This is a genomic window from Hungatella effluvii (genome assembly GCF_003201875.1).
Lineage (GTDB): Bacteria > Bacillota > Clostridia > Lachnospirales > Lachnospiraceae > Hungatella > Hungatella effluvii.
On the sequence record NZ_QJKD01000008.1, the window covers coordinates 183695 to 206459 of the forward strand.

General features: G+C 50.6%; 17 protein-coding genes. 5 read left to right on the forward strand and 12 right to left on the reverse strand.

Going from position 1 to position 22765, the window contains the following annotated elements; genetic code table 11:
• Positions 1 to 91 precede the first annotated feature (91 nt).
• From DFR60_RS16465 to DFR60_RS16475, 3 genes are all read left to right on the forward strand, one after another.
• A complete protein-coding gene (locus tag DFR60_RS16465) occupies positions 92 to 1288 on the forward strand; it encodes an NADP-dependent isocitrate dehydrogenase (protein ID WP_110323874.1) in 1197 nt (398 codons plus the stop codon).
• A gap of 139 nt (positions 1289 to 1427) precedes the next feature.
• Entirely contained in the window at positions 1428 to 1976 is a 549-nt protein-coding gene (locus DFR60_RS16470) for a GNAT family N-acetyltransferase (RefSeq protein ID WP_110323875.1), read from the forward strand.
• A 471-nt stretch (positions 1977 to 2447) separates the two neighbouring features.
• Positions 2448 to 3326 carry a LysR family transcriptional regulator gene (locus tag DFR60_RS16475; RefSeq protein WP_110323876.1) on the forward strand — a complete coding sequence of 293 codons (879 nt, stop codon included), beginning with the start codon at positions 2448 to 2450 and terminating at the stop codon, positions 3324 to 3326.
• A gap of 54 nt (positions 3327 to 3380) precedes the next feature.
• Here DFR60_RS16475 and DFR60_RS16480 read toward each other — a convergent pair whose 3' ends face one another.
• Genes DFR60_RS16480 through DFR60_RS16500 form a run of 5 tightly spaced genes read right to left on the reverse strand, consistent with a single transcriptional unit; the run spans position 3381 to position 10223 of the window.
• Entirely contained in the window at positions 3381 to 4538 is a 1158-nt protein-coding gene (locus DFR60_RS16480; RefSeq protein WP_110323877.1) for a glycoside hydrolase family 88 protein, read from the reverse strand.
• A 16-nt stretch (positions 4539 to 4554) separates the two neighbouring features.
• Positions 4555 to 5448 (reverse strand): carbohydrate ABC transporter permease, encoded by an 894-nt coding sequence (locus tag DFR60_RS16485; protein ID WP_110323878.1) that lies wholly within the window; start codon positions 5446 to 5448, stop codon positions 4555 to 4557.
• An 11-nt stretch (positions 5449 to 5459) separates the two neighbouring features.
• On the reverse strand, positions 5460 to 6410 hold the full coding sequence (locus DFR60_RS16490) for an ABC transporter permease (protein ID WP_110323956.1): 951 nt from the start codon (positions 6408 to 6410) through the stop codon (positions 5460 to 5462).
• Between the two features lie 22 nt (positions 6411 to 6432).
• On the reverse strand, positions 6433 to 8148 hold the full coding sequence (locus DFR60_RS16495; protein ID WP_110323879.1) for a type 2 periplasmic-binding domain-containing protein: 1716 nt from the start codon (positions 8146 to 8148) through the stop codon (positions 6433 to 6435).
• Positions 8145 to 10223, reverse strand: coding sequence for an alginate lyase family protein (locus tag DFR60_RS16500; protein WP_167437625.1), 2079 nt, complete (start codon positions 10221 to 10223; stop codon positions 8145 to 8147). The genes DFR60_RS16495 and DFR60_RS16500 overlap by 4 nt, the downstream gene beginning before the upstream one ends.
• A gap of 222 nt (positions 10224 to 10445) precedes the next feature.
• On the opposite strand from DFR60_RS16500, the gene DFR60_RS16505 reads away from it, so the two are divergent.
• A complete protein-coding gene (locus DFR60_RS16505) occupies positions 10446 to 11180 on the forward strand; it encodes a Fic family protein (RefSeq protein ID WP_110323881.1) in 735 nt (244 codons plus the stop codon).
• A gap of 132 nt (positions 11181 to 11312) precedes the next feature.
• Here DFR60_RS16505 and DFR60_RS16510 read toward each other — a convergent pair whose 3' ends face one another.
• The 6 genes from DFR60_RS16510 to aspS all read right to left on the reverse strand — a co-directional run bounded on the left by DFR60_RS16510 (position 11313) and on the right by aspS (position 19877).
• On the reverse strand, positions 11313 to 13586 hold the full coding sequence (locus tag DFR60_RS16510) for a helix-turn-helix domain-containing protein (protein WP_167437626.1): 2274 nt from the start codon (positions 13584 to 13586) through the stop codon (positions 11313 to 11315).
• Between the two features lie 207 nt (positions 13587 to 13793).
• Positions 13794 to 15083 (reverse strand): aspartate aminotransferase type Ic, encoded by a 1290-nt coding sequence (locus DFR60_RS16515; protein WP_110323957.1) that lies wholly within the window; start codon positions 15081 to 15083, stop codon positions 13794 to 13796.
• A gap of 113 nt (positions 15084 to 15196) precedes the next feature.
• Positions 15197 to 16627 (reverse strand): Asp-tRNA(Asn)/Glu-tRNA(Gln) amidotransferase subunit GatB, encoded by a 1431-nt coding sequence (gene gatB, locus DFR60_RS16520; protein ID WP_110323883.1) that lies wholly within the window; start codon positions 16625 to 16627, stop codon positions 15197 to 15199.
• Positions 16624 to 18093 carry an Asp-tRNA(Asn)/Glu-tRNA(Gln) amidotransferase subunit GatA gene (gene gatA / locus DFR60_RS16525; protein WP_110323884.1) on the reverse strand — a complete coding sequence of 490 codons (1470 nt, stop codon included), beginning with the start codon at positions 18091 to 18093 and terminating at the stop codon, positions 16624 to 16626. Before gatA ends, gatB begins: the two co-directional genes overlap by 4 nt.
• A 12-nt stretch (positions 18094 to 18105) precedes the next feature.
• Positions 18106 to 18480 carry an Asp-tRNA(Asn)/Glu-tRNA(Gln) amidotransferase subunit GatC gene (gatC, locus tag DFR60_RS16530; RefSeq protein WP_207659546.1) on the reverse strand — a complete coding sequence of 125 codons (375 nt, stop codon included), beginning with the start codon at positions 18478 to 18480 and terminating at the stop codon, positions 18106 to 18108.
• A gap of 17 nt (positions 18481 to 18497) precedes the next feature.
• Entirely contained in the window at positions 18498 to 19877 is a 1380-nt protein-coding gene (gene aspS / locus DFR60_RS16535; protein ID WP_110323885.1) for an aspartate--tRNA(Asn) ligase, read from the reverse strand.
• Between the two features lie 591 nt (positions 19878 to 20468).
• Between aspS and DFR60_RS16540 the strand changes: the two genes are divergently transcribed.
• Positions 20469 to 21839 (forward strand): MATE family efflux transporter, encoded by a 1371-nt coding sequence (locus tag DFR60_RS16540; protein WP_110323886.1) that lies wholly within the window; start codon positions 20469 to 20471, stop codon positions 21837 to 21839.
• Between the two features lie 36 nt (positions 21840 to 21875).
• Here the strand turns inward: DFR60_RS16540 and DFR60_RS16545 are convergent, their stop codons facing one another.
• A complete protein-coding gene (locus DFR60_RS16545; protein WP_110323887.1) occupies positions 21876 to 22709 on the reverse strand; it encodes a helix-turn-helix domain-containing protein in 834 nt (277 codons plus the stop codon).
• Positions 22710 to 22765 lie beyond the last annotated feature (56 nt).

The window sequence follows — 22765 nt, forward strand, 5'->3', positions numbered from 1 at the left end:
AAAGCCGCTTACAAGCAAGCTTGACGCTACTTCCTGCGCCAATTTTCCCGCCGTCTGAACTGTTACATGAAATTCAAGGAGGAACAGACACATGGATAAGATTAAGATGACAACCCCCATCGTCGAGATGGACGGCGACGAGATGACCCGGATTCTCTGGAAGATGATCAAAGATCATTTACTGCTTCCCTACATTGACTTAAAAACAGAATACTACGATCTCGGCCTGGAATACCGCGACGAAACAGACGATCAGGTCACCGTCGATTCCGCCAACGCCACTAAAAAATATAAGGTTGCAGTCAAATGTGCCACCATCACCCCCAACGCCGCCCGTGTAAAAGAGTACAACTTAAAAGAGATGTGGAAGAGCCCCAATGGCACGATCCGCGCGATTCTTGACGGTACTGTATTTCGTGCTCCGATTGTGGTTAAGGGAATCGAACCGTGTGTAAAGAACTGGAAAAAGCCGATCACTATTGCCAGGCATGCTTACGGCGACGTATATAAGGGTTCCGAGATGAAGATTCCGGGAGCCGGTAAAGTCGAGTTAGTCTATACGGCAGAAGACGGAAGCGAGACCCGTGAACTGGTACATAATTTCGCAGGCGCCGGTATTGTACAGGGCATGCACAACATAAATAATTCCATAGAAAGCTTTGCCAGAAGCTGTTTCAACTACGCGCTGGATACGAAACAGGATTTATGGTTTGCCACCAAGGACACCATTTCCAAAAAATACGATCACACCTTCAAGGATATTTTCCAGGATATTTTCGATGCAGAGTATACTGCAAAGTTTGAGGAAGCCGGAATCACCTACTTCTATACTCTGATCGACGATGCGGTCGCCCGTGTCATGAAGTCCGAAGGCGGCTATATCTGGGCCTGCAAGAATTATGACGGCGACGTTATGAGCGACATGGTTTCTTCCGCATTTGGCTCTCTCGCCATGATGACCTCCGTTCTCGTATCTCCGGATGGCGATTACGAATATGAGGCAGCCCATGGAACCGTACAGCGCCACTATTACAAGCACTTAAAGGGAGAAGAGACCTCCACCAACTCGGTGGCTACCATTTTCGCCTGGACCGGTGCTTTGAGAAAGCGCGGAGAGTTAGACGGCAACAACGACCTGATGGATTTCGCAGACAAACTGGAGAAAGCCACCATCGATACCATCGAAAGCGGTGAGATGACAAAGGATCTGGCACTCATCACCACCATACCGAATCCTACCGTATTAAACAGTGAGGATTTCATCAAAGCAATCGCTGCCCGTCTCTAAGGGAGAGCTTCCCTTACCGGCCTTCAGCGAAACGTAATCTGACTGCTGCTACTGCAATCCCTCCGGACCGCGGGTCTTCTCACGGTACCGGGGGGATTTTCATAAACAAGCTATTCATTATTATCAGGAGGCTCTGTCCATGAGATACAAACCCAAAGACCACACACTGAAAAACGGCGTTCTCTGCCACTTAAGAAGCCCTCTTCCCGCCGACGCGGCCGCCATCCTTCATCTGATGAAGGCCACCTCAGACGAGACAGACTTCCTGGCCCGGTACTCCGATGAAATTACCATGCCCACCCTGCGGGAAGAAAAATTTCTGGAGTCCACTCTGAGCAGTCCCGCCGACTTAATGATCTGTGCCGTTGTGGACGGAACCATCATCGCCAATGCCGGCTTAAGCCCTATCGCCCAAAGGGAACGGTACCGCCACCGCGCGACCTTCGGCATATCCATCCGGAAAGAGTACTGGGGCCTGGGAATCGGCTCCCTGCTTCTGTCGGCCATCATTACATGTGCCGGAGAAATGGGGCTGGAGATGATCGAGCTGGAGGTTGTCTGCGAAAATAAACGTGCGATCGCCCTTTATGAAAAACATGGCTTCCGCATCTACGGCACCCGCCCCCATTCCTTTAAATACCGGGATGGCAGCTACGCCGATGAGCATCTCATGCTGCTGGACCTCTGATTGTCCGGACTTCGAAGTACGGTTCACAGACTGTCTCCCATGACTCTTCTGTGAACCATCAAATTTTTCAGTAACAGTTCACTCCCCACCAGGGGCGCCGCAGTCCGGTTCGGCCGGGCAGGCATCCTCAGTCTTTCCTGTGACTTTGCAGGGGATAAGAAGTTCTTAACGCGCAGAATTTTTCGTTCAGGTGAAATTCCCACTTGTCTGAGCGCAGCGAGTTTGGGAATTTTACCTGGTTTTTAGAAAAATTCTGCACGTTTAGAACTTCTTATCCCCGAAACCGGAACTGGAAAGACTGAGGATGCCTGCCCGGCCGAACCGGACTGCGGCGCCCCTGGTGGGGAGTGAACTGTTACGATTTTCGACATTATTTTTAAAAAAAGGACAAAAATCCCTGTTCAATTCATTATCAGAATGATATAATATTTATTATCATATGTTGTATTGGTAATGGAAGGGATCCTGATCATGAATTTAAGACATCTTACTATCTTCAAAACCGTCTGTGAAGAGGGCAGTATTACCGGAGCGGCGAAAACGCTGTCCATGACGCAGCCGGCTATCTCTCACGCGATCAATGAACTGGAGGAATCCGTAGGCGCCTCTCTTTTCGACCGCGTTTCCAGGAAAATCGTCATCAATGAGAACGGCAAATTCTATCTCTCTAAAGTGATACCGCTTCTGGAGCTCTATCACGATCTTGAAACCTGTTCCGGCTCCTTAAACCGCCAGACTCCTCTTCGGATCGGCTCCTGTGTGACTCTGGCCAGTTTCCTGCTGCCCGGAGTTATTTCCCGTTTTATGAAAAGCAATCCGGAGTCCGTCGTCAAGGTCACGGTGAATAATTCAAAAGAGATTGCACAGCTGCTGCTGAAAAATGAGCTGGATATCGGTCTGATCGAGGGCGTGGTGCTGGGCGAACAGTTGGAGAAGATTCCATTTTCCTCCTATCCGCTGGCCGTCATCTGCGCTCCCGACCATCCATTCGCCCGCCCGGCCAGCCAGCCCGTATCCCTGGAACGCCTCGTGGAAGAACCCCTCATCCTGCGCGAGGAGGGCTGCACGATCAGAGACACCTTCGACTGCGCCCTGACTCTGCACAACTTAACCGCCGTGCCGCTGTGGTCCAGCACCAATTCCGACGTAATCGTCCAGGCCGCCCGTGAGAACCTGGGAGTAGGCGTCGTTCCCCGAATCTTTGCAGACCCCTACATTCAGCGCGGGGAGATTGTGGAGATAGACGTAAAGGAATTTGATGTCAGCTGTATGAACCACGTGGTATTTAATAAAGATAAATTTCAGAGCGAAAGTTTCCAGGCGTTTATTAATCTGGTGCTATTCGATTAATCTTGTTATCCAAAAAGTACGGCGGCGAAACAGGCTATTAACAAATCCACTATACTACCACAGAAAAACCTCTTTCCCCGCAAGCTTCATCAACGCCTCCAGAAAGTAGTAATCACCATATATAATCGAAAATTCGTGTTCCGTGTCGTGGTAGGCCGCCGTACATTTCTCCAGCAGCTGATCTTCTTCCTCATTCCAATTGCACCGTTCCGAAGCAAGCGTTCTCAAAAGGCGCAGCGCCGCCTGCAGATAGACACGGCTTTCCCTGCCCTTTTCCTGCTTTGCAATCTCAATAAGCCCGCAGGCGCCGATGGCGGCGGCGGTGGAGTCTTCCAGCCCGCAGTCCTCCGGCTGCCGGAAATCCACCGGAATCAGATTGCTCTCCGGAATATTAGCGATAAAGTAGTTGGCGATTTTCTTGGCGGTGTCGAGATACTTTCTGTCATTCGTGTGTAAGTAGCTCAGGACAAATCCGTATAAGCCCCACGTCTGGCCTCTGGTCCAGGAAGAGCCTTCGCCGTATCCCTGGCCTCCGTAGTCTCTGACCATCTCCCCCGTCTCAGGATTGAATTCCACGATATGACGGACAGACCCGTCAGCCCTGACAAATGCATTCATCGCAGTATCCGCGTGATCCACGGCGATCTCATAGAATCTCGGGTCCTTCGTCTCCTCAAAAGCCCAGTAAAGCAGCGGAAGGTTCATCATACAGTCGATGATGGCCCAGCCGCGGTTGTCTTCCTGCCGATACCCCATTCCGTCATTCCAGGCCCGTAAGAACCTGCCCCGCGGATTGTAGCGGCCCGCCAGGTTACAGGCGGCCAGCATACTGCGGTTTTTCGACTTCCCGTCACCGGTCAGACGGTAATCGGCAACGGAGGTCAGAAGCCACTTAAATCCATTGTCATGGGTCAGCCCTTCCGCGCACATTAAGTTTCTGTCCATCTTCTCTTCCGTTTCCACGGCGATTTTCTTATATTCCTCATCCTGGGTCAGAGCGTACATCTGCCACATCATGCCTCCCCAGAATCCGTTGGTCCACCAGTCTATCTGGTCATCCCCCGACCGGTCGTCATGGACGCCGTCAACGGTCGTATACGGGATCTTGTGGGCGGATCGTCCGCTCACCTTCTTAAGTTTCTCTTCCGTCCTCTTCAGCGTTTCGCCGGCCCATGCCAGTTCCTCTTTCTTTAATGGTAATTGTTCTTTCATATTTTCGTCTCCTCCGTCAACCTTTCACTGATCCAATCATAACGCCCTTTACAAAGTATTTTTGAATAAACGGATAAATCACAAGCACGGGAACCATACTCACCACGATCAGCGCGTACTTGATTACGCCCGCCGCCTGGGCGAGCTGTGCCTGCAGCTCCGGATCCGTCACAGTGGATGGATCGATCTGATCCGCCATTAAGATCTCCCGCAAAAACAGGGTCAGCGGGTACAGTGCCTTGTCATGAAGATAGATCATGGCATTGAAGTAGGCATTCCAGTGGCCCACGCCGTAGAACAGCACCAGCACCGCCGCGATCGCCTTCGAAAGCGGCAGGACGATCCTGATAAAATACATGAAATCCGAGCAGCCGTCTATCCTGGCTGCCTCCAGCAGCTCTCCGGGAATTGAATTCTGGATAAATGTCTTTGCTATAATCAGGTTGTAGACCCCGATCGCCCCCGGAAGCAGCAGCGACCACACCGTATTCAGCAAATGCAGCTTCTGCACAAGTATGTACGACGTAATCATACCGCCGTTAAAGAACATGGTAAATGTAAAGACCAGCATGATCGCGTTCCGCCCCGGAAGATCGTCCCTGGACAGGCAGTAAGCCGCCGTCAGCGTCATGATAATATTGATTGCCGTCCCCACAAACGTGTAAAACAGGGAGTTACGGAATCCCGTCCACACCGTCTTCGTATGAAACACGGTCTTGTACCCCTCGAGACTGAAATCCACCGGAAACAGGACCACCTTGCCGCTCTGCACCGCGGTGCCGGACGAAAACGACGCGCTGATCACATAGACACAGGGATACAGCACAAGGACAAAGAAAATCGTCAGGAGAGCCGTAATCACAACGTAAAACACTTTGTCATTCAGACTGTAATTCTTAAATTTCCGCATTTTTGCCCTCCTTAAAAGATCCCATTGCCGCTCAGCTTCTTGCTCCCCCAGTTTGCTATCATCAGAAGGATAAAGTTGATCACCGAGTTAAACATACTGATGGCCGTCGATAGCGAGAAATCATTGATTCCGCTGGCGAGTCCCACCTTGTATACATAGGTCGATATAATTTCACTGTAGTTCAGATTCAGATTATTCTGCATCAGCAGGACTTTCTCAAATCCCACATTCATGATGTTGCCAACCGCCAGAATCAGCATAATGCTGGCGGTCGGGAGGATGGTTGGAACGTCGATGTAGAGCAGCCGCTGGAACCTGCTTGCCCCGTCAATCTCAGCCGCCTCATGAAGGGACTGGTCCACACCGGCCAGCGCTGCAATATAAATAATCGCGCTGTATCCCGTGCTCTGCCACACCCCCGACCAGACGTATATGTGCTTAAACAGCTTCCCGTCCGCCAGAATATTCGGCGCCGTCCTGTTGGTAAACATCGTATAAAGACTCCCATAGATTCCGCTCCGGTTGTTCAGCACCTGGAAAATCAGACCCACCATGACTACGGTCGAGATAAAATACGGCACGTACGTGATCGTCTGGATCGCCTTCTTATACCGCTTCCCCAGCATTGCATTCAGCAGCAGCGCGAAGATAATGGGAATTGGAAATGACACAGCGAGGCTGTATAAGGAGATCATCAGCGTATTTTTCATGATGATCGGGAATTTGTATGAGGTGAAGAACTTGACAAAGTTGTCAAGTCCCACCCATGCGCTGCCCCAGATTCCCTGCCTCACATTATATTTCTTAAACGCGATCACCAGACCGCCCATGGGGACGTATGCAAACACCGCTATGTAAATGAGCGGTAGCAACAGCAGCAGATACAGCTGCCATCTGGCAAGAATCTGTCTCTTCAAATCTCTTTTGCCCGCAACCGGGCTGTCTTTTCTCTTTCCTGCCACAATAAGATTCCCCCAGATTCGTCTATTCCACAGAGCGGTCATAGGCCGCCTGCGCGCTCTTTTGCCACTCGTCGAGGCCCATTCCCTTTAGTTCTGACATATAAGCATCCCATCCGCTCTCAATATCTCTTGCCCCGGTGATAAACTCTGCCATCGTCTGGTTTACATAAGTTGGTATGTTAGAAAGGGCTTCCTGAATCTTTCCTGCCTCATCCTCTGTATAGTGAAGAAGAGGAAGAACCTTCTCCGGATGTTTGTCAAAATAATACTCATAGCTCTTGGCATTTAGCTGTGTCTTGTCTTCCGGGTCGTAAGTTACCATGCCGTTTGCAACGGTGTTCATCTCCGCAAGGCTCGCATATCTCGGTGATACGCCGTGCCATGTCTTTGCTGCCGGCTCCAGCCAGTAGTTGGAGATATAAGCCAGCGTCACCTTGTCGTAGAGACCGGCCGCCACATAGGCATTGTTCATCTTCTCCAGTTCCGCCGGGTCTTCGGTATAATCAACACCCTTTTCACCGAATCTGGCTACCGTGGATGCCTCATGATCGTAGAACGCGTCTGCCAGTTTCACAGCCAGCTCTACATTTTTACAACCATTAAAGATAAAGAATTCCTGGTTTGGCGAGTATTCTGTATATGGTGTATAGTTGGTTCCGTCCGGCCCCTTAACCGGATTTAAAATCTCCATTTCCAGGTAGTTGCTGTTGTTTGCCGCATCCGGATAGTTGGAGAGGGAGCCGAAGGACACCAGCCCCACCACATTGGTTTCCTCGTTTAAAGTAGCCTTAAACTGCGTATCGTCATCGGTAAAGATGGCCGGTGAGAGCAGGCCCTCCTTGTAAAGATCGTTCATGTAAGTCAATCCGGCCTTCCAGCCCTCCGTAGTAAACGGAGCGATAACAGTCTTTCCATCCTTGTCAAGGGCGAGGCCGCCGTTTAAATTGCCGCCGTTCCAGAATTCAAAGGAGTTCATGAGCGCAGCCGTGATATTCTGGCCGTAGCCGCCTGCCTGATAGCCGTAAGCGCCGATCTCATCCTGCACGCCGTTTCCGTTGGGATCCTGATCATGGAACGCCTTCAATACGGTTTTCAGTTCATCCGTTGTCGTCGGCATGGTCAGTCCCAGCTTGTCGATCCACGCTTTATTGATAAACATACGATTGGGCGTCACATTCCAGGTCTCCGGTTCATATTTGGATAAGCTGTACATGTTACCGTCCGCCATCGTCTGGGCCGCTTCCATCACCTTCTTGTCTTCTTCCGGGATTGCGTTGTAATTCGGCATCCTGGAAGCATCCTCTGTATATTCGTTTAAAGGCAGGAACACTCCGCTGCTGCCGTATTCCAATATTGTCTCCGGTGTCAGCGCGTTATCCACAATCAGCACATCCGGCAGATTGTCATTGGAGGTGGCCATCAGGGACACCTTTGTCCTGACCTCATCCGTAGCCGCCGGAAGCTGATAAAACTCAATCTCAATCCCCAGCTTGTCTTCCAGATATTTCGTGAAGTAGTTGTTATCGTAATCCGTCACATAGCTGTTTGTCTGGATCGCAACCACCAGCTTGTTGTCTCCGCTGCCCTGTGCCTCCGTAACAGCCGTCGTCGTATCGCCTCCTGTGCGGTCTGTTCCGCCTGCCGGCCCGCCGTTTCCTTTCTGGCAGCCCGATAATGCGGCTGCGGCCATCACTACTGCCATTCCCAGCGCCGCTGCTCTCTTCCCATTTTTTTTCATGATACTTCTCCTCCTTTATGATTATTTCTCATTACTGCTTCCTGGAAGGAATACGTGCGGCCATCGGAAAAAGCCACTTCCATATCCCCATCCTCTATGTTTTCACCCCCGTAAACGCGACAGGCCGTGACCTCCCCTGCGCCGTGCGGGTATAAAACCGTTACCATTCTAATAGTGTCAGACTCTACATGGGCGACGATACAGTTAATCTCCCGGTACATTCCCTGCTCGGTCCCTGTGGCCGCATACCCCTGCCACTCCGGCTCTTCTCTCCCGCGGATTATTTCCATGGTTTTCCCGTTCCCGGAGACGCAGACGGCCATCTCCTCCAAGTCCACCCCCGCCTCCGTGATCACTGGATTTTCACTGTCCACATGCCACAGAAAATCGTATGTATGAGTATTCTGGGACTCCAGCCGGTCCACCACAAGGAAAAACGGATTCAGCCCCTCCGGCGCTTTTTTGATAAAATAGACCGATCTTGTATGACGCACTCCGGTCTCCCGGGGCGGAACATCGTCTTTTGCATTCTCCTCATTCTTTCCGGGTTTTCCCCAGTTCCAGTATTCCATACCGCCGTACGCCCCGTCATAGCAGCCTTCCGCCCAGTCACAGGAATCTCCGATTCCCCACTTCATCCCGGAAAGTTTTTCAATGTCGCTGTCTTCCCAGACATACGCGGCTCTTCGGTTCTGCCCCTTCTGGTCCACCAGGACCGTATTGTGTGCCCTGGAGGACAGACAGTAGCGTCTCATCTCGGAATCGTCGTAGGCATAATTTCCGCCTTCGGTCAGCAGGTACTTCCCCTGTGCGTAAATGAGTAAATTCAGCTTATCCTCATGCTGATGACCCCGTCCAAATGGCGCAGCGTCCAAAAGTCCCCAGACGCTGCCGCTCTCCCATCCATTTCTCATAATGAAGAAACCCGAATAGGGAAGTGCGGCTGACAAATAATCGGGACGGGTTCCCCGGGTTCCGCCGCTGGCCGCCCAAAGGATAGTTTCCGCCTTCTCTTCTCTTATGAAGGAAAGCTTTGGCTCCAGCAGTTTCCGGCTCTCCTCCCTCCTTCCATCGTTGATATCCGGCAGACATCCATCAGGCATCATAAGCTTCACATCAATCTCACATGCGGTTGTCAGCCGCTCCGTCATCCGTTCCGGGATCGGCACATCGAACGCCCTGGCCACCAGAATCAGCCGCTCGTAGTTATTGATTACAACATCATGATATCCCGTGGACAGTTCATACTGGAAGCCATCCGGATAAATCTGATGCCCCAGCTCCTCCTCCAGCGCAGCAAACGCAGACTGAAGCCACTCTTCCCGCTGTTTAAACTGAGGATAGAGAATTCCAATCTGAGCCAGCCCGTTCATCTCCATAATCAGCCAGTTTCCATGCGTCCTGTTTCTGTAAAGCCTCTGCCCGTGTTCCCAGACCGATTGATACCATTCCACCAGAAGATCGTCGGTAAACGCCTCTGTATCAAAGAATGTGAAAAGCACGTACGGCCAGTTCGCTCCCATGCGGATCCCGCATTCGATCGTTCTCCAGCACTCGGTATCGTACCCGGATACTGACAGTTCCGGGCGTACCGCCTGGCGAACCCAGGAACGGAAAAATTCCGCAGCCTGATAAGCGTATGCCTCCTTCTTTGTTCGGTTGTACTCGTGAGCCAGCATCTTCCACTCATGATGGCGGTTCAGCTGCCACGTCCACTCCCTGTACTGATTATAGGTAGGATTGGCTTTCCAGTTTATCTCCCCCGCTGCCCCAAAATCACAGGGGACTCCCACCGATATCAGGACGTGCTTTTGCAGACGCTCACATGCCTCCTCATCCGTCTCACCCGGATATTTATAGACGTTCTCCGGTTCCTCATACGGGATTGCTAAAAAGCGTTCCCTCCTCGCGGCAAGCCCGGACCGCAGCGAAGCTGCCAAAGCTCTTCTCGCCTGACCGTAATCATGGTTCTCTGCAAAATGACGCACTTCGCTCATATCCGGCCGGTCCAAATCGAGACAGCTATGGAAAAATGTCTCATCCGTAAGAAGAGGTCCATTTTCTGTTTCCGGCATCTTTATGCCTCCTCTCCAATATGTATTTTTCGTATGGCCGTATCGTACCATACCTCTCTGTCTTTTGGATACTGTCATTGAGTAAAAAGAATACCGGAGGGTAAGAAAATGGTATCTCATATTTTTCCTGCCCTCTCATATGGTAAGAATTCAAATTCTGCTTTCATTTTATATGGTTTTGTTGCATAATAAACGTATTGTTTAAAATAGGAGATTGAATATATGGATAAGAAAAAAGAATTTCTTGATTACCTCCTGGAAAGATTTCAAATTGAAAGAAAAAAGTTTGACCGATCAGGAATCTATGGTTATACCCAACGGTTATTAGCCTACAACTCTAATAAGATTGAGGGAAGTACATTAACAGAAGAACAGACTGCATCTCTGTTTGACACAGGTATTTTGCCGGGAACAGATGATTACTATAGAGCAAAAGATGTGGAAGAGATGAATGGACATTTTCTTATGTTTAATAAAATGCTGGAAACATTAGAGGAAGACTTAACACAAGACCTGATCAAACAATTTCATTATGAGTTTAAAAGTGGTGTATTTGAAGACCGGGCAAATGGGTATGCAATTGGAGATTATAAAAAAAGACCCAATATGATTGGCACATACCAGACTGCACGGCCGGAGGACGTAAAAAATGAGATCATTTCTTTATTACACTGGTATTGCAAACAGGAGGTTAATCTTTCTGTTCTGGCCGAATTTCATGCCAAATATGAATGCATCCATCCGTTTCAGGATGGAAATGGCAGGACTGGAAGACTGATCATCTTTAGAGAATGCCTGAAAAATGGGCTTGTACCGATTATCATTGAAGATTCGAACAGATATCAATATTTGGAAGCGTTAAAACAATATAGGGAAGAAAAAATTGTAAAAAATCTTGTTAAATTATTTGAGGAAGAACAGCAAGTCTATTATGATAAAGCGATTTATTTTATGTAAACAATACGATTTGGCTTTTGATTCCTGGCTAAGATTTCTGCCGTCACAGAATGTACCATCAAAATAACATAAGGGACAGCGCTGATAAAATTCCTTCAGGCTGTCCCTTGTATGATCTGGCATAAAAGTCCCTTACCGGGTCTCACAGTTTTCCTTATACACCTTCGGTGTGACGCCCACCTGTTTGCTGAAATTCCGATAAAATGTATTGACCGCACCGAAACCGGTCATCTGGGCGATCTTATCGTTGCTGTAATCCGTCGTCGCCAAAAGTTCCTTCGCCTTCTCGATCCGCAGCCGCAGAAGGTACGAGGAGAAGGTCTCACCGGTCTGTTCCTTCAAAAACTGGGACAGATACTTTTCGGAAATTCCGATCTCGCTGCTGGCCCGGTAGGCCGAGAGACCGGCTTCCTCGTAATGGCTGTTTAGGTACTGGGTAATCTTCTCCTTCAGCCCCTCGTTCTTGCTTTTCTTCGTCTGGCTGATGAAGTCACAGAGTTCGTCAGAACTTCTCCGCAGCATCTCCATCATCTCCCCACACTTTAAATTCTTCTGGAAGACCGGAAAATTCTCCCTGGAATCCGTCTCTCCATCCAGATGGAGCCAGGCCGAATACAGGATATTCCGGATCGAATAGAAAATCTGTTCCTTCTGTGCCTCATATAAGTAAGGCATCCTGCTGTAATAGTTCTCCACCTTATCCAGCTGCATGCAGATCTCCTCCTGCTGCCCGCATATGAGAAGCGTATAGAGATGATTCAAAAAATCCATGTTGACCGGATTTTCGTAGAGAGCATTGGCAGAGATATCGTAAGTCTTTACTACATTTTCATTGCTGTAAGCGTACTGTGCCCGAACAACCTGACGGGCCTGCTCGTAACATTTGTTCACATTGGCAAGGTCTGTTCCGATGGCGCTGATGCCGACATGAAGAATCACGTCGTACGCGGCGGTAACCATGGCGGCCACCTCCTCAAAGAGCTTCTTGATGCCGGAAACATTGGCCTCCTGTTCCGGTTTCAGCTCAAAAAGGAACAGCTCGTCGGTCAGCCCGCTGTATACGTTCGTAAATTTCCCGGGATAATGCTTTTTTAAGTACTCCACCATGGCAAGTGTTATGATATCTGAATTTCCGTATTCCTTCTGCTGCAGGCGCACCACCGCCACGCAAAAGAATTCCGGCACCTTCTCAAAGCATTTCTCAAATACCCGCCGTTCCTCTGGAAGCCAGATTCCCATAACGATCAGATGCTCCAGCACCATGGCTTCATTCTGCTTCGCCAGCTCCTCCATCCTCGAACGGTACTCATTGCCGTTCTTCTTCAGGGCCAGTATATTGTCTGTCAGAATCCCGTACTCATCAAACCTCTTTTTACTGCTCTCCACTCCATTTTCCGCAGGGAGGGCAAATAAAACCCGTTTCATGCCGGAATACTGCTGGTAGCTGTAAAATGCAGTCAGCCCGATTACCAGCAGCAGACCGATGCAGAGATAGATGATCAGGAGTCTGCTCACCGGCCAGATCTGACTGGTGATAAATGCCATGGGAATCCCGGTAACGATCTTCCACTGCAGGTCATCCTGCTGCTTCACAATCAGGCGGTAACTGTCCCCATCCCCGACGACCTGTCCATTCTCATACGCACCGATCCCCTCCGGGACATTCCCATACTCCAGCAGGACATCCCCTGTCCTGGAATCCTGAATATAGAGGAATCCATCCTTCTCCAGCTCCGGCATCATAATACTTTTAATCAGATAGTCTCTGTCAATGACAAAGCAAGACAGATACTGCGGGTTCAGCCGCGTAAATTCACTGCTCGTTAAGTAGAGTATGGCGTCATGAAGCTTTCGTTCCTTCTCATTATAGATGAACTTGATCTGATCCACCCGGACGAACTGATTGTGTTTCGCATACCGGCCAAACAGTTCGTCACGAATGGCCTCCGAGTCAGAAAAGTCCACGCCTTCCCGCTGGACCCGGAGAAATTTATTGTAGTATTCCTGGAAATTGAAGCTGCACTGACTGGTAGATAAGTACAGGTCATTATTTTTGAACAGCATAAATACATAGGGGGTGTAATCCGCCACAAAGCCAATCTCACTGAACATTTTATTGGCCTCCTTAAGCTTTAACACATCCTCCTTTGGAATCTTCCCCTGCTGGTAGACAATGGTGCTGAAGGTCTGATTCTTCGCCATCATTTCATTGATCAGCTCCATTTTATTAACCATCTCATAAATACCGTTGATTCCCTCCTGGTTCTTCATCTCCCCCTTTTCAATAATGTAGTCCTCAATACTGCGGCTGGCTACGAAGGCCACCAGAATACTGCTCAGGAAAACAATCAGAAAACCCAGAAAGTATTTTGTTATGTAGTGCATCAGCATTTTTGTAAATTTCATAGATTTCTGCTCCATTTTTACTTCGACTGTTTTAATCATCGTATGTTGAGGCTGTGATTCATGACTTTGCCGGCAGCATACACCGCCAAGAATAAAGTCACATATCGTATGATAGAATGCAAACCAGGTATCAAAAAAATAAGGCACAGAATACTTATATTTCTGCACCTTACTTTTCTGTTTCTATCTATTCATAAAATTCGATCCTCAGTTCATCTCAGCCAGCAGCTTATCAATGCTCACAATCTTCACACAAAGTGCAAATAATTCCATAGCCAGAATCAGGTCAGATAACGGCGGATAGGAAGGAGCGATACGGATGTTGCTGTCGTGCGGGTCCTTTCCATATGGATAGGTAGCGCCGGCGCCGGTCATGATGAGACCTGCTTTTTTACATCTGCCAACGATGGACTTCGCACATCCGTCCAGAGAATCGAAGGAGATGAAGTATCCGCCCTTCGGACTGGTCCAGGAACCGATTCCAAGACCGCCCAGTTCTCTCTCCAGAATCTCGATTACGGCTTCGAACTTCGGTCTCATGATGTCCGCATGCTTTCTCATGTGCTCCACCATGCCGTGGATATCTCCAAAGAAGCGCACGTGACGCAGCTGGTTTACCTTGTCATGGCCGATGGTCTGGATCTTTAACTGCTTTTTAATGTCTACCAGGTTGTTCTGGCTGCAGGCGATGGCCGCGATACCGGAACCCGGGAAGCTTACTTTGGAGGTAGAAGCGAACTTGTAAACCAGGTCCGGATTTCCCGCTCTCTTGCATTCTGCCAGGATTTCGATTAAATGATCCTGGTCGTGGTCGTATAAATGATGGATCGTATAGGCATTATCCCAGTAGATTCTGAAATCCGGAGCAGCCGGTTTTAATCTTGCAAAACGGCGTACAGTCTCGTCGGAGTAAGAGATACCCTGTGGATTGGAGTACTTCGGCACACACCAGATTCCCTTGATGGAGTCGTCATTTGCAATCAGTTCTTCCACGATATCCATATCCGGGCCTGTTGGCGTCATGGGGACATTGATCATCTCGATACCAAAATATTCCGTAATGGCAAAGTGCCTGTCATATCCCGGAACCGGGCAGAGGAATTTTACTTTGTCTAATTTGCACCATGGAGTATTCCCCATCACACCATGGGTCATGGAACGGGAAACCGTGTCATACATGACGTTTAAGCTGGAGTTGCCATAGATAATAATTGTATCCGGGTTAACCTCCATCATGTCGCCAAGCAGTTCTTTCGCTTCCTTGATGCCGTCGAGCACTCCGTAGTTACGGCAGTCTGTGCCGTCTTCACACGTTAAGTCATCGTCGCTGCTTAAGACATCCATCATTCCCATGGATAAGTCCAGCTGATCCACGCTTGGCTTTCCTCTGGACATATCGAGGCGTAAATCCTTGCCCTGATACTCCCTGTACTTGGTGGAAAGCTGTTTTCTAAGTTCCTGTAACTCTTCCTTCGTCATCTCTGCATACGGTTTCATCACTTTCTTCTTCCTCCTCATATGATCTCCTTCATTCGTTTCCGGGAGTTTTGCCTCCCATGGCGGCAGCCATTTTTCTCTATCCCGGTCATTTCGGCCGGCGGCTGCCCGGGTTACAGCAGTTCCTCTAATACCTTGTTTACCATGGCGGGGTCAGCTTTCCCTTTCATCGCCCGCATCGTCTGTCCTACCAGAAAGCCTCTGGCTCTCTCTTTCCCATTATGGTAATCTGTCACAGACTGTGGATTTGCTGCTATAACCTCCCGGATCACGGCGCGGAGCGCTCCCTCGTCATTTACTACCTTAAGCCCATTTTCTTCTACGTAGGCCTCGGGATCGACATCTTCAGCGAATATTTTTTCAAATACTTCCTTCGCTACCGTGCGGTTAATAGTACCATTATCCACCAAAACAATTAATTTTGCAAGATTTTCCGGTGAAAATCTTATGGCCTCCGGTTCCAGGGCCTCTTCCTTCAACAGCCTCATGGCCTCTACCATCAGCCAGTTGGCCGCTTCTTTCGGCTTACCGCACAGGGAAACAGTGGCTTCAAAGATATCGGCCATGTACTTCGCCCCCGTAATGATATCCGCATCATACGCGGAAAGGCCGTACTCTTCCTGGTATCTCGCCATCTTCTCGGTCTTTAGCTCCGGTTGGCGGTCCTTTATCTCCTGAATCCAGGCGTCGCTTATGGTTACCGGCGGCAGGTCTGGATCCGGGAAATAGCGGTAATCTTTGGCGTCCTCTTTGGAACGCATGGCACGGGAGCTTTCCTTATTATCATCCCAGCGCCGCGTCTCCTGGACCACCTTCTTCCCATCCTCCAGAAGTTCGATCTGGCGCTTCCGCTCGCCCTCGATCGCTCTGGCAATAGCCTTGAAGGAGTTTAAGTTCTTCATCTCCGTCCTGGTACCAAACTCCAAAGCCCCCGTCTCCCGAACGGACAGGTTCACATCCGCCCGCATAGAGCCTTCCTGGAGCTTGCAGTCCGACGCTCCGAGATACTGGATAATCAGCCGCAGCTTCTCCAGATATGCGATCACTTCATCGGCGCTTCGCATATCCGGCTCCGAGACGATCTCAATGAGCGGAACGCCGCTTCTGTTATAATCCACCAGGGAACAGTCTTCCCATTCATCATGGATCAGCTTTCCTGCATCCTCCTCCATATGGATCTCGTGAATCCCCACCTTCTTCTTACCGGCCGCTGTCTCGATTTCCACGAAACCGTCGTGGCAGATGGGGAGGTAGAGCTGGGAGATCTGGTAGTTCTGAGGATTGTCGGGGTAAAAATAGTTTTTCCGGTCAAACCGGCAGTACTGGTTAATTTCACAGTTCACTGCCAGCCCCACCGCCAGGGCGTATTCCACCACCTGCCTGTTGAGGACGGGAAGCGAACCCGGCATTCCGGTGCAGACCGGGCAGGTGTGGGTATTGGGCGCTCCGCCAAACTCCGTGGAGCAGGAACAGAAAATCTTCGTTTTCGTGGCAAGCTCTACATGGACCTCCAGTCCGATGACTGTCTCATACTGTCTGCTCATCTGCTACACCTCCTTTCCTGCTGACGGCTCCTCTCAAACGCATACCCCGCGCGGATAATCTGTTTCTCCTTAAAGCAGTCCCCGATTAGCTGCAAGCCAATCGGAAGGCCTTTGGAATCTGTCCCGCAGGGAACGGAAAGCCCCGGAAGCCCGGCCAGGTTGACGGAGATCGTATAGATATCGCCGAGATACATTTTCAGGGGATCGCTTAAGCTCTCTCCCAGTTTCGGTGCCGTAACCGGTGACACGGGTCCCAGTATCACGTCGTAGCTCTCGAACGCACGGTCAAATGCTTCTTTGATCAGCGTCTTCGCCCGGAGAGCCTTCAGATAGTAGGCATCGTAGTAGCCGGAGCTCAGGACGAAGGATCCCAGCATGATACGGCGTTTCACCTCCGGCCCGAAGCCCTGGGAACGGCTCTTTTTGTACATATCGTGAAGCCCATCGTACTCCTTTGCCCGAAAGCCGTATTTTACACCGTCGAAACGCGATAAGTTGGAGCTGGCTTCCGCGGAAGCGATCACGTAATAGGCAGGAATGGCGTATTCCACCATGCCCAGATCGAATTCCTCCACAACGGCGCCCTTTTCTTTCAATACCGCCGCTGCATTTAAGATGGCTTCCTTTACCTCCGGATCGAGGCCGTCTCCCATATAATCCCTCGGAATTCCGATTCTCATTCCATTCACGTCGTCCACCAGAGCCGACGTAAAACGGGCACTCTCCTGCACCTCCATGGAAGTGCTGTCTTTTGTATCATGGCCTGCCAGCGTTTCTAGAATCACCGCACAGTCCGTCACATCCTTCGCCACCGGACCGATCTGATCCAGAGATGATCCGTAGGCAATGAGACCGTAACGGGAAACGGTTCCGTAGGTCGGCTTTAAACCGGTCACTCCGCAGAATGAGCTGGGCTGCCGTATGGACCCGCCCGTATCGGAACCAAGCGCATAAAAGCATTCATTTGCCGCAACCGCGGCGCAGGAACCGCCTGACGAACCGCCTGGCACATGATCCGGGTTCCAGGGGTTTCTCGTGACTCCGAAGGCGGAAGTCTCCGTCGTACTGCCCATGGCAAATTCGTCCATGTTCGTCTTGCCGATGATTACGGCCCCCGCCTTCCTTAAGCGTTCTACTGCCTCCGCCGTATAGGCAGGCACGAAGTTTTCAAGAATCTTCGAGCTGCAGGTGGTGCGCATGCCTTCGATACACATATTGTCTTTTACTGCGGCCGGGACCCCGGCCAGCGGTCCGGTAAGGGTGCCTTCGTCGATCCCTCTCTGTACCTCCTCCGCCTGCTTAAACGCCTTTTCCTCTTCCAGTGTTACGTAGCAGTTAAGCTCCGGCTCCCGCCTTCTTATCTGGGCAAAGACGGCCTCCAGCGCCTCTCTGCACGTTACTTCTTTCTCTTTTATCTTCTTTCCCAGCTGGACTGCGGTCAGTAATAATATCTCTTTTTCTTTCATGGGACTTCCTCCTTATTCCACTGTTTTAGGAACCTTAAATGCACCGTTTTTCTGCTCTGGCGCATTGTTCAGGATGGATTCCCTGTTGATGAGCTCGCGCTCCGCCGAACTCGGATAAGGAAGGCTTTCTTCTCCCGGTATATCCTCCCGGAATACATTGGTCAGGGGGAAACGGTGAGTCATGGGTTCTACGCCCTCTGTATCCAGTTCGTTCAACTTGTCGATATAAGCAAGCATGCGCTCCATGTCCTTTTTGGCTTCCTCTTTTTCTGCCCCGGACAGCTCAAGCTTTGCCAGAATTCCCACGTACTCGATCATCTCATCACTTATCGCCGGACGAACGTGGATGGGGCCGGCTTTTGAAGTCTTTTCTGTCATATCTGCCATGGTTCTTTCCTCCGTTTCTATGGCTCCAGTCTGGTCACGTCGCGCGGAAACATGGTCGTCTCACGGACATTCTGCTCGTTTAACAACCGCATGGTCAGTCTCTCCAGACCGATTCCGAGACCTCCGTGAGGCGGCATACCGTATTTGAATATCATCAGGTAGGATGCCAGTTCCTCCGGGTCCATGCCCCTCGCTTCCATCTTCTTTATGATGGCATCGTAATCGTGGATTCTCTGGCCGCCTGTGGTGATCTCCAGACCACGGAACAGCAGGTCGAAGCTCAGCGTATACTTCGGATCCTGGGGATCGTCCATGGCGTAAAACGGCCGCTTCTTTGACGGGTAATGTGTGACGAATACAAAATCGCTGCCGAACTCCTCTTTAAAATACCGGCCGATCAGATTCTCTTCCTCCGGCTCTAAATCGTAAGGGTTGCGGATCGGACGGCTGTATTTCTCTGAAACGAGTTCCTTGGCCTGTTTAAAGGTCACAGCGGGAATCTTTGATACGTCCGGAAGTGTAACTTTTAACATCAGGAGTTCCTTTTCATATTCCTTAGAAAGAAGCTTCATCACGTATTGAAGCATGGCGGTCTCCATGGCCATCACCTCTTCAAAACCATCGATATACCCCATTTCAAAATCTAAACTGGTGTACTCGTTTAAATGACGGGTGGTGTTGTGCTTCTCTGCGCGGAACACCGGAGCCGCCTCGAATACCCGGTCATAGACACCGACCATAGTCTGCTTGTAAAACTGCGGGCTCTGTCCCAGCTCGGCCTTCTTGCTAAAGTAATCCAGCCGGAACACATTGGAGCCGCCTTCTGCACCGCGGGCCACGATCTTGGGCGTGCGGATTTCCGTAAAGTTCTGGGAATGAAGGAAATCACGGAAGCCTCTGACAATGCCTTCCTGAATGCGGAATTTTGCCCGTTCCATGGGGTTTCTCAGCGTGATGGGACGTAGGGCAAGCTTCGTCTCCAGGGAAGTATTCAGCTTCCACTTGCTGACGGCGATGGGAAGAACCTCGGCCGGAACCGAGAGAACCCGAATCTCCGACACGCGGATTTCCAGGCCGTGGGGAGCACGCGGCTCCGGCGACACGGTGCCGGTGACGATGACGGTGGATTCTTCTTTTAAACGATCACTCGCACGCTCTTCGCACGAGTCACCGTGACAGTCATCGGCGGACGGCTGCGCCGCACCCTCCAAAGACCGCTCGCAAACACACTGGATTAAGCCTTCTGCTTTTCTCAAAATGATAAAACTCACTTCCCCCATGTCGCGTATGGTGTGGACCGCCCCGCTTACGGCTACGGTCTTTCCGGTGTAAGCACCGGTGAGTAAATCGGCCAGTTCTGTTGTTTCTTTCTTTTGGATACCTTTGATAAATTCCATGTCTGCACTCTCCTTACCATAGTTGCTAATGGTTGGATTCCGGGAGAGGGGGTTTTCAACCTGGCTGACGAGTACGCAGGAACCTTTCAAATGCTTCGCATTCGAAAGCTCCGTGCTGTAACTATTTGCCTTCGCGAAAAAGAACCCCGCCCCGGAATACAGTTACATATTCCGGGACGGGGCTCTCTATGATAAGATCCCGCGGTACCACCCGCATTGAGATACTTTACTTGCTATCTCCACTCTTTCACTTAACGCGTGTCACGGACATGCCTACTCATGATACCGGAATGAATCCGGCCGCTTCGGGATGTCGGCTCCGGAGTGTTCCCTTAACTCAGTCCCTCATGACGGCGCTCTCAGTCGGTGACGCCCTCTTCCTGTCAAGTTTCTTAAGTCAGAGTCTCTTTCTCAGCCTTTGGTCTTATAAACAATTCACCACTTCACTACGATGAATTTCATTTATGATAGCACACCGGTTTTCTCTTTGCAATACCTATTTTTCACAAAAGAATCGGGCCTTGTTGACTTTTATTGTCGAAAAGGTTACAATTATCTGCACGTTTACTACGTAAGATAGGGGGGTTTTACATGTCAAATATTACCGTTTCCGAGGCGCCGGCCGAAAACAAAATGGGTGTCATGCCCGTCAACCGCCTGCTGTTCTCCATGTCTATGCCCATGATACTTTCCATGCTGGTTCAGGCCTTATACAACATCGTCGACAGCATCTTTGTGGCTCAGATCGGCGAGACCGCGCTGGCGGCCGTATCGCTGGCATTTCCGGTGCAGAACTTAATTATCGCGGTGTCCGTCGGCACCGGAGTCGGCGTCAATGCGCTTCTGTCCCGCTCTCTGGGAGAAAAGAACCAGGAAACCGCCAACCTGGCAGCCGTCAATGGGATCTTTGTGTTCTTTTTAAGCTATCTGCTGTTTGCTGTCTTCGGCTTCTTCTTTGCCAGAATGTATTTTACAGTCCAGACATCGAACCCGGAGATCATCGAACAGGGGACCATTTACTTATCCGTCTGCTCCATCTTTTCCTTTGGGATCTTTTTAGAGATTGCGCTGGAGCGGATCATGCAGTCCACCGGGCGCACAATCTATAATATGATTACCCAGGGACTGGGAGCCATCATCAACATCATTCTGGACCCGATTCTCATCTTCGGGCTGTTCGGATTTCCCCGAATGGGGATTCTGGGCGCCGCGGTGGCCACGGTAATCGGCCAGATTATCGCCATGCTCCTGCTGCTCTATTTCAACATCAGGAAAAACAGCGACGTAAATCTGAATATGCGCCGTTTCCGTCCGGACACAGCGATTATCGCTGAAATCTACAGGGTTGGGCTGCCTTCCATCATCATGCAGTCCATCAGCTCGGTCATGACCTTCGGTGTCAATAAGATCCTGCTGCTCTTCTCTGAGACGGCGGTATCCGTATTCGGAATCTATTTCAAGCTTCAGAGCTTCATCTTCATGCCTGTATTCGGCTTAAATAACGCGATGGTGCCGATCGTCGCCTACAACTACGGCGCCGCGCGGAAAGACCGTATCATGAAGACCATCCGCTCCAGCGTGACTGCGGCGGTCGCCATCATGCTGGCAGGGCTTGCCATATTCCAGATTTTCCCGGAGCAGCTTCTGTATCTGTTTGACGCTTCGGAGCATATGATGGGAATCGGCGTTCCGGCTCTCCGCATCATCAGCTTAAGCTTCCTGTTCGCAGGGTACTGCATCGTGATCGGCTCCGTGTTCCAGGCGCTCGGCAACGGCGTCTACAGCCTGATCACCTCAGCCGCCAGGCAGCTGGTATGCATACTTCCCGCCGCCTGGCTCTTCGCGTCGGTGTTTGGCCTTCACGCGGTCTGGTACGCGTTCCCGCTGGCGGAAATCATATCCGTCATACTTACGACCCTTTTATTCCGCAGGATCTATCAGAAGAAGATTCAGTTGTTGTAAAGATACAGCAAAAGGCTGGCGCATCCGCCAGCCTTTTCATTTCCCCACACGATCCTCTGGCAGCACCAGGCAGTACGCCTGCCGGTACTCTTTGGCCGTGATTCCCATGTATTTTTTGAACAGCCGGCGGAAATAATCGACATCCGTGTATCCGCACTCGTAGGCAATCTCACTGCCCGTCAAGTTCGTTTCAATCAACAGACGGCAGGCCCGGTTGATTCTGGCCTCGTGGATGGCATCGGTTAAGTTTCTGCCGTACACGGCATGATAGACCCGGCCCAGATGATCCGGGCTGCATTCCAGCCTGTCGGCAAGAAACGAGGCGGACAGCGGCTCTTTCCAGTGCTCCCTGATATACCGCGCCGCCTGGTTGGCCAGATAAACCTTCTGCCCGCTGACCTCCAGCGGAGAGAGGGAGTCGGAAAGCTCACACAGCAGCTCCAGAAGCACCAGATTCAAAAATGTCTTATCATCGCGGCATACGTTCTGCCTCCGGATAAACCGCCGGAACAGCTCCTCAAACGCCTCCGGCTTCGCCAGACGTATCAGCTGCGGAAGGGCCATAATATCGCTGCCCATGCGGAGAGCCTCTTCCTCTATGGTAAAATGGAGCCAGTAAAAAGTAAGGTCCTCGTCAAAATCCCTGGTTCCCCCATGATGGCGTCCCGGAAACAGGATGAGCGCCTCCCCTTTTTCCACATCGTACTCCACGTCCTCCTCGAATATCCCCAGAGTCCCCGAATTGACGTAAATAATCTCAAATGTATCCATGGTACGCTCCACATGGCGTCCCCGTCCCTTTGTCACCAGATAGCCGGCATTTAACGCCTGTACCGGCAAAAGTGCCTTTAAATGCAGAAAATGTTCCATTCTTCTCTTTTCCGATAGTCGGAATCCTCCAGTTATTCTCTCCTTTCTCCTCTTGT